This window comes from Asaia spathodeae NBRC 105894, from assembly GCF_025994195.1.
GTDB lineage: Bacteria > Pseudomonadota > Alphaproteobacteria > Acetobacterales > Acetobacteraceae > Asaia > Asaia siamensis.
Window position 1 is genome coordinate 296237 of the sequence record NZ_BAPY01000026.1, and the last position, 9121, is coordinate 305357.

General features: G+C 59.7%; 12 protein-coding genes. 4 read left to right on the forward strand and 8 right to left on the reverse strand.

The genetic code is table 11. From position 1 onward, the window contains the following. Positions 1 to 61: 61 nt before the first annotated feature. Both proP and AA105894_RS10690 read left to right on the forward strand, forming a co-directional pair. Positions 62 to 1516, forward strand: coding sequence for a glycine betaine/L-proline transporter ProP (gene proP / locus AA105894_RS10685; RefSeq protein WP_267311688.1), 1455 nt, complete (start codon positions 62 to 64; stop codon positions 1514 to 1516). Between the two features lie 55 nt (positions 1517 to 1571). Next, a complete protein-coding gene (locus AA105894_RS10690; protein ID WP_267311689.1) occupies positions 1572 to 2801 on the forward strand; it encodes an AI-2E family transporter in 1230 nt (409 codons plus the stop codon). Positions 2802 to 2809: 8 nt separating this feature from the next. On the opposite strand, the gene AA105894_RS10695 is transcribed toward AA105894_RS10690, so the two are convergent. The 8 genes from AA105894_RS10695 to AA105894_RS10730 all read right to left on the reverse strand — a co-directional run bounded on the left by AA105894_RS10695 (position 2810) and on the right by AA105894_RS10730 (position 7729). Then, entirely contained in the window at positions 2810 to 3130 is a 321-nt protein-coding gene (locus tag AA105894_RS10695) for an HNH endonuclease signature motif containing protein (protein ID WP_267311690.1), read from the reverse strand. Positions 3131 to 3204: 74 nt separating this feature from the next. Next, complete coding sequence (locus AA105894_RS10700) at positions 3205 to 3681, reverse strand: DUF6362 family protein (RefSeq protein ID WP_267311691.1); 477 nt, start codon at positions 3679 to 3681, stop codon at positions 3205 to 3207. Further along, positions 3678 to 4658: a hypothetical protein gene (locus tag AA105894_RS10705; protein WP_267311692.1), complete on the reverse strand. Its 981-nt coding sequence runs from the start codon at positions 4656 to 4658 to the stop codon at positions 3678 to 3680. Before AA105894_RS10705 ends, AA105894_RS10700 begins: the two co-directional genes overlap by 4 nt. Before the next feature lies 1 nt (position 4659). Beyond that, positions 4660 to 4953 (reverse strand): hypothetical protein, encoded by a 294-nt coding sequence (locus tag AA105894_RS10710; protein WP_267311693.1) that lies wholly within the window; start codon positions 4951 to 4953, stop codon positions 4660 to 4662. Then, a complete protein-coding gene (locus AA105894_RS10715) occupies positions 4950 to 6482 on the reverse strand; it encodes a replicative DNA helicase (protein WP_267311694.1) in 1533 nt (510 codons plus the stop codon). The genes AA105894_RS10710 and AA105894_RS10715 overlap by 4 nt, the downstream gene beginning before the upstream one ends. Further along, a complete protein-coding gene (locus AA105894_RS10720) occupies positions 6475 to 6669 on the reverse strand; it encodes a hypothetical protein (protein ID WP_267311695.1) in 195 nt (64 codons plus the stop codon). The genes AA105894_RS10715 and AA105894_RS10720 overlap by 8 nt, the downstream gene beginning before the upstream one ends. Next, positions 6669 to 7262, reverse strand: coding sequence for a conjugal transfer protein TraC (locus AA105894_RS10725; protein ID WP_267311696.1), 594 nt, complete (start codon positions 7260 to 7262; stop codon positions 6669 to 6671). Before AA105894_RS10725 ends, AA105894_RS10720 begins: the two co-directional genes overlap by 1 nt. After that, positions 7259 to 7729, reverse strand: a complete 471-nt coding sequence (locus AA105894_RS10730; protein WP_267311697.1) for a hypothetical protein — start codon at positions 7727 to 7729, stop codon at positions 7259 to 7261. The genes AA105894_RS10725 and AA105894_RS10730 overlap by 4 nt, the downstream gene beginning before the upstream one ends. Before the next feature lie 402 nt (positions 7730 to 8131). Here AA105894_RS10730 and AA105894_RS10735 point away from each other — a divergent pair, with 402 nt between their 5' ends. Both AA105894_RS10735 and AA105894_RS10740 read left to right on the forward strand, forming a co-directional pair. Next, a complete protein-coding gene (locus AA105894_RS10735; protein ID WP_267311698.1) occupies positions 8132 to 8518 on the forward strand; it encodes a helix-turn-helix domain-containing protein in 387 nt (128 codons plus the stop codon). A gap of 96 nt (positions 8519 to 8614) precedes the next feature. Next, a complete protein-coding gene (locus tag AA105894_RS10740; protein ID WP_267311699.1) occupies positions 8615 to 8920 on the forward strand; it encodes a hypothetical protein in 306 nt (101 codons plus the stop codon). Positions 8921 to 9121 lie beyond the last annotated feature (201 nt).

A 9121-nucleotide genomic window follows, 5' to 3' on the forward strand; every position in this document is an offset into this window, starting at 1 on the left:
GAGCGGGGCCCGTGTCCCGCAGCAAAAACTGTACCCTTAGTTGTGGGAGGGAGCCTGCTCAATGAAGAGACACGCGTCCTCTCACCCACATCTTGGATGGTTCAAGCACCGACGCCAGTTGAGCCAACGAGATATTACTGTGGTCGATGGTGACATGCTCAAGCGTGCTGTCGGTGCTGCGGCGTTGGGCAACGCCATGGAGTGGTTCGATTTCGGGGTCTACGGTTATATCGCCGTAACATTGGGCAAGGTCTTCTTTCCCGACACCGACGCCTCGATAAGCTTGATTGCCACGCTCGCCACGTTCTCGATTGCCTTCCTCATACGGCCGATCGGTGGGGCCATTTTCGGCCCACTCGGTGACAAATACGGTCGGCAGCGAGTGCTGGCCGCCACGATGATTGCCATGGCGCTTGGGACTTTTGCGATCGGTTTGATTCCCTCCTACGCCACTATCGGTATTTGGGCCCCGATAGCCCTGCTTGCAGCGCGTCTCGTTCAGGGCTTTTCGACCGGTGGAGAATACGGAGGCGCCGCCACGTTCATCGCCGAATACTCGACCGATCGTCGTAGAGGCTTGATGGGAAGCTGGCTCGAGTTCGGTACGCTTGCAGGATATGTCGCCGGCGCTGGTCTCGTGACGCTGTTGCAGGTGAGTCTGAGCGAAGAGACGATGCTCGCGTGGGGATGGCGTATTCCTTTTCTTCTCGCGGCACCTCTGGGGCTTTTGGGCCTGTACGCCCGCACAAGACTGGAAGAGACACCCTCATTCAAAGCGTATGCGCTCGAAGCCGAAAAGCGCGAGCATGCCCGTCCGGGCTGGCGCCACCTGTTTGCCGTGCACTGGCGGCAACTGGCGAAGTGCGTGGGCCTCGTGCTCGTTTTCAATGTCACTGATTATATGCTGCTCGCCTACATCCCGAGCTATATGACCGTTTCTCTTGGCTACGCAGAGAGCAAGGGCCTGATCCTCATCATCGTCGTGATGATCCTCATGATGCCGATCAATATTATTGGTGGTTTCTTGAGCGATCGCATCGGGCGCCGCCCAATGATCCTGGGCGCTTCAGCTGCCTTACTACTTCTTGCAATCCCGTGTTTCCATCTGATCCAGAGTCACTCCGATAGCTTGATCTTTATGGGATTGATGCTGCTCGGCATTGCCCTGGCCGGGTTCACGAGCTCCATGCCATCTACACTGCCAGCATTGTTCTACACCCCGATTCGCTATACGGCCCTCTCGGTAGCATTCAACTTGTCCGTTTCTCTCTTCGGCGGGACGACACCGCTCCTGATGGCCTGGCTGGTAAAGAAGACAACATATCTGGACATGCCCGCTTGGTACCTGATGGGCGCAGCATTCATCGGCATCGTTACAATGTTGACCGTTCGTGAAACGGCAGGAATGCCTTTGCGAGGATCACCGCCAGCGGTAGGCAGTACGGAAGAGGCAAAAGACCTGTTGCAAAGCGGGGTGGCGGTTACGGTCGATCCTGTCCCTCCCGCGGCCACTTAACATTGCGCTCCCGACTCCGACCGCACACCAACCGATAAAAGGAACACATGGTCAGATGGCCTCTCGTCTCATTTCTGAACGTCATCCCTGGGTAAAGTATCTCGCACTCATCAGCATGGGCGTTGCGATCTATGCCGGGGCAATCTGGATCTCGTTCTCGCTTATTGTCGCTTTGGCTTGGGGTGCAGTCATTGCGATTGCTGTACGGCCGATACAGCGCAAACTCGGACAGTTTATCGGTGCAAAGATGGCGGCCATCAGCCTTATCGGGCTGACCTGCGTGCTCTTCACGATCATGGCTGGCATAGCGGGTTATGGCGCGGTGACCGAGATCGGATCGCTTTCGGAAAAAGCCCACCATCTCATCGCTCCTCACCCGACATCGACCCCGGCAAACAATCCTGACGCAGCCACGCAAGACAATGCCGCAGCGTCGCAGAATGACGGGAGTTCGGGAAAGCCCGAGGCATCAGATCATAGTGGGGAAAAAGCAGGCTCAGGCTCTGGCGACAGTGAAACGCCAGCCCTGCCACCGGCCGTCTCCGCCCGGATCGACAAGGTCAAAGGCGTTCTTCCAGCAAGCCTCGCAAACAAGATCGACCCGCAACAGATCATGAAGATGGCCAAGGCCCAGGCCAAGTCGATCTCCAAGATCGCGGGGCTCGCGGCTTTTAAAATCCTCAAAAGCATCCCGCATCTCCTGGAATCCTTTTTCATTGCGATGCTCACCGCAGCATGCTGCCTCCTTTCCTATGGGCGGGTCACCTCGTCTCTTCGCAGGGTCAGTATTGAGCTCACCCAGCGTGACGATATTCTTCTGCACATCGTTCGCAGCATACGTGGTGCCGTCAACGGACTGGTTCTTGTCGGTATCGGTGAAGCGCTCGTCTGCTCGCCTTTGATCTTCATCGCCGATGCCAGCCATGCCGTCATTCTGACGATCCTTCTGGCCATTGCCGCCTCGATCCCCTTTTGCGGCTATCCGGCGGCAATTCTCGTCGGCGGCATCGTAGCGGCTTCAGGGTCGATGAACATGGGCATCGCCGTTGCTGGCTGGGGGCTCTTCGTTCTGTTCTGCGGTGAGCATTTCGCCCGTCCGAAGTTCATCTCCGACGAAACCCGCCTGCCATTCCTGCACACGATGATTGCCATCCTGGGGGGCCTGCACATGCTTGGCCTTGTAGGCCTCTTCATCGGGCCGGCCATTGTGGCTGCAGCTCACATGCTGTGGTGCGAACTCGATGGTTCTCGCCGCGGCCAGGAGAGCTCAAAACAAACTGCCTGACTCGCTTCCTAAACGGTTTCACGCCAACGGATCGCCCGAACGCGGGCGGTCTTGGTGCTGTGGCAGGAGCCGCAGAGCAGCCGGACATTACCCGGATCGAGCGGGACACCGCCGTCTTTCAGTTCATGGATATGATCGCCGAAGATACGACAGCCGGTGCGGCCGCAAGCCTCGCAGCGACGGCCGCGCTGGGCGAGAAGGCGTGACATCAAGCTGCGCCATTCGGATGAGAGATAGAGGGAGTTTGTCTGCTTCGGCAGCGCCTTTGCAATGCCGATTTTGACGCTGCGCACCGCTGGCAGGACGCATTGCAATCTGCGGACTGCCATGGACCGTCACTCCAGAAATCAGGCACAAAAAAAGACGCCTGCCCGAATGGGTAAGCGTCTCGCGATCATGGGTCTCAAATATCTGCAAATTGGGGAATCTGGGTAGCACGAAATGCATCCGGTCTGATTTTTTTTGCGATGCCTGCACAGGCACGCTGATGCCAGGCCTGTGCAGTCTTGTGATCGGTCCCGAGTTTCGCCCCGATCTTCCGCCATTCCCACCTGTGTTGGCCGGAGATCGGATGTCGGATCATGCGCATATGCACGACCATCTTTTGCTGCCGATCCTTGATGAGAGGTATCCAGGTCAGCACGATATCCAGTCGGTCGATCTGTTCGGCGGTCGGCTTGGGAAGGAATTCATCGCTCTCACGATCCCAGCCGAGATCTTCCAGATCGCGCAGATAGTCCGGCCATGTGCTACCGGCACCGGCAGGGCGAAGCCCGGTTGAGGGCAGAGCTGCCAACGTAAGGGCCGCCTCGTCCAGCCATTCGCCTACCTGCTCTGGCAGGCTGCGTTCAGGGTCGAAACGAACGGACATCTTGCTCATGCGGCCAGCCTTGCGCGTTCGAGGTAGTCGGCACGGTTCGGAATCGGCTCATTGACTGCACCCGCAATGCCGGACGCCACACGTTCGCGCCATGCATCCATGTCCCGTTTCCAGGCGCGATCGGCTTCGATCTCGGCTTCGTTCAGTGGTGCTTCGGGCACGTCGCGATTTGCAATGGCGGTGCCGATCGCCTTACCGAAATAGCCCAGATGGCTGATCGAAGCGCCCTTGCTGCGCTGACGTTCCGCCACGGTTTCCACCACGCCAAGGATCAGCCGTTCGGTTCCCTCGATGCTCAATCCGCCATGCAAGGCATCGGCCACCCATTGGCGCACGATGCGGTAATTGCCCATGTCGCGCGCCGGGTCGAACCCGGCCGCTTCGAACGCCATGGGGCCGATGCGCTGATAGGCCGTGTCAATCTGCGCGTCACTCACCTGCGCCCCAAGCTTAGCTTTATCTTCAGAGCTTATATTACAAGCTAAGCTAAGCTTATCGCGCGCGTAGGAGCCTTGGGTTTTGTGCTGGGTTTCGCAAGACACGGTTTTTCCTCCTGAGATCGGCATCATGGCGGTACGTTGGCGCGGGTCGTGCTGCGGTGTTGGATTGACGTTTTTCGGCGGTCTTCCGCCCTTTTTACCGTTCAATCGTGAGGCAATGGCCCGTCGTGTCGGCTGCAGCGTTTCAGGCAGGCCGACCAGCCCGCTTGCCGCGTCGTAGGTTATCAGCCGGGTTTTCGCGTAGGTTTCCATGTAGGTTTCGAGCTGGGTTTCCGTCACATGAAACCGGAAGCGCGCAAGCGCCGCGAGATCGGGCGCACCGTCCTTACCGGCGTGCAGGATGCCGTCAGCGCCATATTCAAGGATGGCAGAGATCAGACGCACCCACACCACCACCGCCTCGGCGGCCAGCGTGAACAGGCGCAGGTCACTGGCGACCATGGCGAGCGCCCGTCTTTCGATCGAAGATTTGGACATCTCAGTAGGCTTTCAGACGATACCCGTCCGCGACGGGCTCGATAATGTCTCGATTGACCAGATGCGACACGGCGCCGATCACCTCGGCCGGGTCTGCTGCCAGCAGGCGGGCGAGGTCAGGCACGGTCAGCGCCTGGCCGCGTGCAGGCGCACGCAGTTCGGTGACGACATCGGCGATATCGGCCAGATGCAGCCACATGCCGCGTGCGGCGAGCGGCAGCACAGACCAGCGCGGGTCGGCCATGATGGCGCGGGCGTGGATGCCGTAGCGGCGGCGCGAAGCGGAGCGCGTCATGCTGCACCGCCTTGGCAAACCCATGCCGGGCTACGCGGGTCTTCGCTCTCATCGCGAAACCAGGTGCTGTCATCATCAAAGCGCAGGCGCACCGAGCCGGTCCCGCCATGGCGGTTCTTGCGGATCAGGATCTGCGCCTTGCCGACCGACTCTTGCAGGCGGAACTGGAATTCAGAGCAGCGATTGGCAAACTGCTCGTCCGTCTCCCTGTCGCGCTTCTGAAGCCCGTCGCCGCTGGCCTCTTTTCTGAGATAGTAGTGATCGCGATACAGGAACGCGACGAGATCGGCGTCCTGCTCCAACCCGCCGCTATCGCGCAGATCGGCCTCGGTCGGGCGCTTGTCCTCACGCTTCTCCACCTCGCGGTTGAGCTGGGCCAGTGCGATGATGGGAATGCCGAGTTCCTTGGCGAGGGATTTGAGCCCTGCACTGATCTCGGTCATTTCCTCATAGCGGCCGCGACGACGCGCGGCATCGCTGCCATGCATGAGCCCGACATAATCGAGCACGATGAGGCCAAGCCCGCGCTTGCTGCGCTTCATGCGGCGCGCGCGCGAACGCAGCCCGGCCACGGTCAGGCCGGAGCGCACATCCAGTTCGAGCGGCACGGCCTCGGCGGCTTGTTCGCCCGCCTGGAGATCCTGCCATTGCCAGCCCTCGAGCGGGACACGCAGTCCCGTTTCGATGTCTTCGGGGATATCGTATCGCCGCCCGGCGAAGACCGAGAGCGTGGAAAGCCCGGCATAGGCCGCACCGGCGCGCGCGCCAATCTGCCGCGCGGCCATCTCGCCCGACCAGAACAGAACGCGCTGCCCGTTGGCGGCAACACGCATGGCCACGCCGAGCGCCCAAGCGGTCTTACCCATGGCCGGGCGAGCGCCGATCACATAAAGCGCCTCATCGAGCAGGCCGCCGGTCATGCGGTCCATGGCGGGATAGCCCCATGACAGCCCGGCCAGCGCCGAGCCCCGCAGCAGGTTCTCCTGCCCGCAGGCAATCGCCTCGCGGATCGCTTCGGAGATCGTCACGTTCGGCAGGCTCTCGCGCATGTTCTGGGCAATATCGAGCAGCCCTGCTTCCATCTGCTCGACCAGATCCTCGCCCGTCTGGCCACCAGGAGTCAGGCAAAGCCGGGCGACATCGATGCAATGGCTACGCAGCTGGCGGCGCGTCCAGGCGTCGAAGATGGCGCGCCCATAATCACCGGCATTGAGAATGCCGACCGTCGCCATCATGATCTGACCGAGATATTCCGCTACGTCGCGCCCCATGAGCACTTCGGAATCACCGATCTGGTTGCGGATCAGGATCACATTAGGATCTACACCCGCCATGTGCATGCGGAGCGCGGCAGCGTAAATCACGCCATTGAGCGGCTCATAGAAATGCTCAGGACGTAGATACTCCTCGACCATGGGCAGCGCACGGCGTCCATTTGTCAGGATGGCGCCCAGTAGGGCCGCCTCTGCCTGCATGTTTTCAGGCTCATTGACCGAAGCCAGATACCCGAGCGGTTGAACGTCACCCATGACGTATCTCCATGATCTGTCGGCTTTGCGGGCGTGGTGCGGTCAGGCCCAGCGCCTTGAGCAGGCCGCGCGTACTGCGTTCGGAAATGCCGAGGCGCGTAGCAATCAACCGCGCCGGGAAGCCCCTGCGGTGATAGCCCTGCACGGCAGGCGTGAGGCGGGTGCGATCGAGCGCAGGACGAGCCATCAGCCTTGCCCCCTATGCGTTTCACAGCGGCGGATGAATGGCGAGTTCACCGAGAAGGCCGCGCCGCAATAAAGGCACTTACGATGCCAGACGCCTGTGACATGCGCGGTGCTGGCTGAAGTCGGGACAGGCGGCGCATCGCTTTCAGCCAAGCCACGATCGGCCCCGAAACAAGCGAGTACGGCACGCACATGACGCAACGGGATTTCATTCCAGGACTTCACGCTGTCAGGCGCGACCTTGAGCGCCTCACCCAGAACTCTCTTGCCGCCATGCCGGGCGCGTATCTTGCGCACGATATCGCGTGCCTGGCGGCATTCGGCGGATGTCACGACAGGTGACATCGCCCTGATTGCCCGCTCCAGCCTGCCGCTTTCATAGGCTCGCAGGAAAGGACGCACATGGTTCGACGGCACATGATGCCATTTGACCACCGTGCCAGGCTGGCGACCTATCAGCCCGGCGAGGGCGACCCGTGCAATACGGGTTCGGCACAGCCTGTTGAACACGGCATTAGCGTGAGCCTGCTCGCCCGAACTGGCCGATTTGCCCCGCAAGCCGAGGCTACGGGCGGAAGAAAGAGCACCGCTCATGACACACCCCGCAGTGCTGCAACGGGTTCTTCCAACGCATTTTCCGTAGCACGCAGGTTATGCAGGGCATGCCCTACGGCACGGTGCAGGCTTGAAAGCGTGGCCCGCATGGCCGTAACTTCATGCGTCTCGACAACACCATCCGCCAGCACGCGAAGCGTTGTGGCAATCGTCTCATTGAAGCTGTGCGATACCTTCTCGATATCAATAGCAAGATCGCCCTCGCCCACCTTGAGCGGCGTGAGGATATACCCCTCAGCCAACGCCATGGCGGCCAGAACGATCGGCTCCTGCGCACAGCGATCCATCTCGAGCGCGACATCGACCGGCACGACCGATTGCGAATGGCGGTTCTGGTAGTCTGAAAGCTGCGACCGCCCGACGCGGACGAAACTCGCCGCCGCATCGACACCGCCCACAGCGCGAATGACAGCCTGCGTGGCCGTCTTGATGGCATGCGTGGTCATGGCTGGGCCCTCGATCCAATGGAGCCCGGTGGGGAGTGAGGCGATCTTGCCCGGACACCCTTCGGATGACGGCGCGACATGCAGCCAATAGCCTGCAGAGCATGATGGATTCTCATGCTGCATTCCTTTGTGCGACAGAATTGAAGAGATCAGGCCGAAGTGTTTCGGGGGGAACGCCCGAGAGATCTGAGACCTTCTCAAGGTGCTTTCGCGGGATACGCTTCCATTGGGAGACAGCAGCCGTGCTCAGACCACATGCGCGCGCGATCCGGGCGTTCATGCCGCGGTATCGCATCATCTCGATAAGGACCTCGTCTTTCATATTGTTTTGTTAGCATTGCTAATAAATCATCACAATAAGATTAAGGGTGCACCCCTAAGGAAGCTGGTCGACGATCAGGTATGAGCAGACCACAGCAAACCACCAAGCGACTAATTGATCCCAAACGGGTCGCCATTGGCTCGCGCATAAGAACAAAAAGAGAACTTTTGGGCTTCACAACCGAAGAATTAGGCGCGATGATTGGCGTAACCGGGAATGCGGTGACGCAGTACGAGACTGGAAGAGCCGCCCCAAAACCTCAACGATTTGAGGCGATTGCTTTGGCTCTAGGCACATCAACCACTTGGTTACTCACAGGACATGAGCCTGATGAGTTGGCTCGTGCGCAGACGCGGCTTGAACTAGAGACTCTCGCTGCAATTCGTGAGTTGTCTTACGAGCGTCAGGAGATGGCAATCAACCTAATAAGAGCTCTCGGCCAGAAAATCTCGTCGAAGTCAGAATGATTTAATAAAAATCTTAGCATTGCTAATTTTCATGTAGCAGTATTATTCTTAGTGATGCTAAGAGACCATCGTTCGTCCACGATGGAGCGCAAGTCGATGTCAGCATCGCCGGTTCAGACCGTTTTTCTCCCCGACAGACCAACCACACCACCGCTCACCGGGCGCGATACCATCAAGGCCAAGCGGGCCATGGCATCCTATATGAATAGCCTAGCCGAACAGGCAGGCTTTGCCGGGCGCACAGAGGCAGAGCACCTGTGGCAGAACGCAGCAGCCAATAAGCGCCACGAGGCCGAGCAGATGGAACGCGCCGCCCAAGGGCGCAGCATCATTCCTGACGCGCCCAATGCCAATCCTGTTCTTGCCCTACTGGCCCGTCACGGGCGTCTGGGACGGTCATGATCAAAATGCTCTGGAGCGCGATCGCGCGAAATCCGATCACAGCATGCCTGATCCTGTTTCTCCTGCATCAGATCGTGAGTTCCGCCCGTATCTGGCTGCGCTGCCGCGATCTTGAAACGCAACTTCGGACGCTCGATGCCCTGAAGACAGAGGTGGACCCCATTTTTTAGACAGGGGCGTAAGCTATAGACCGGCCTGAGA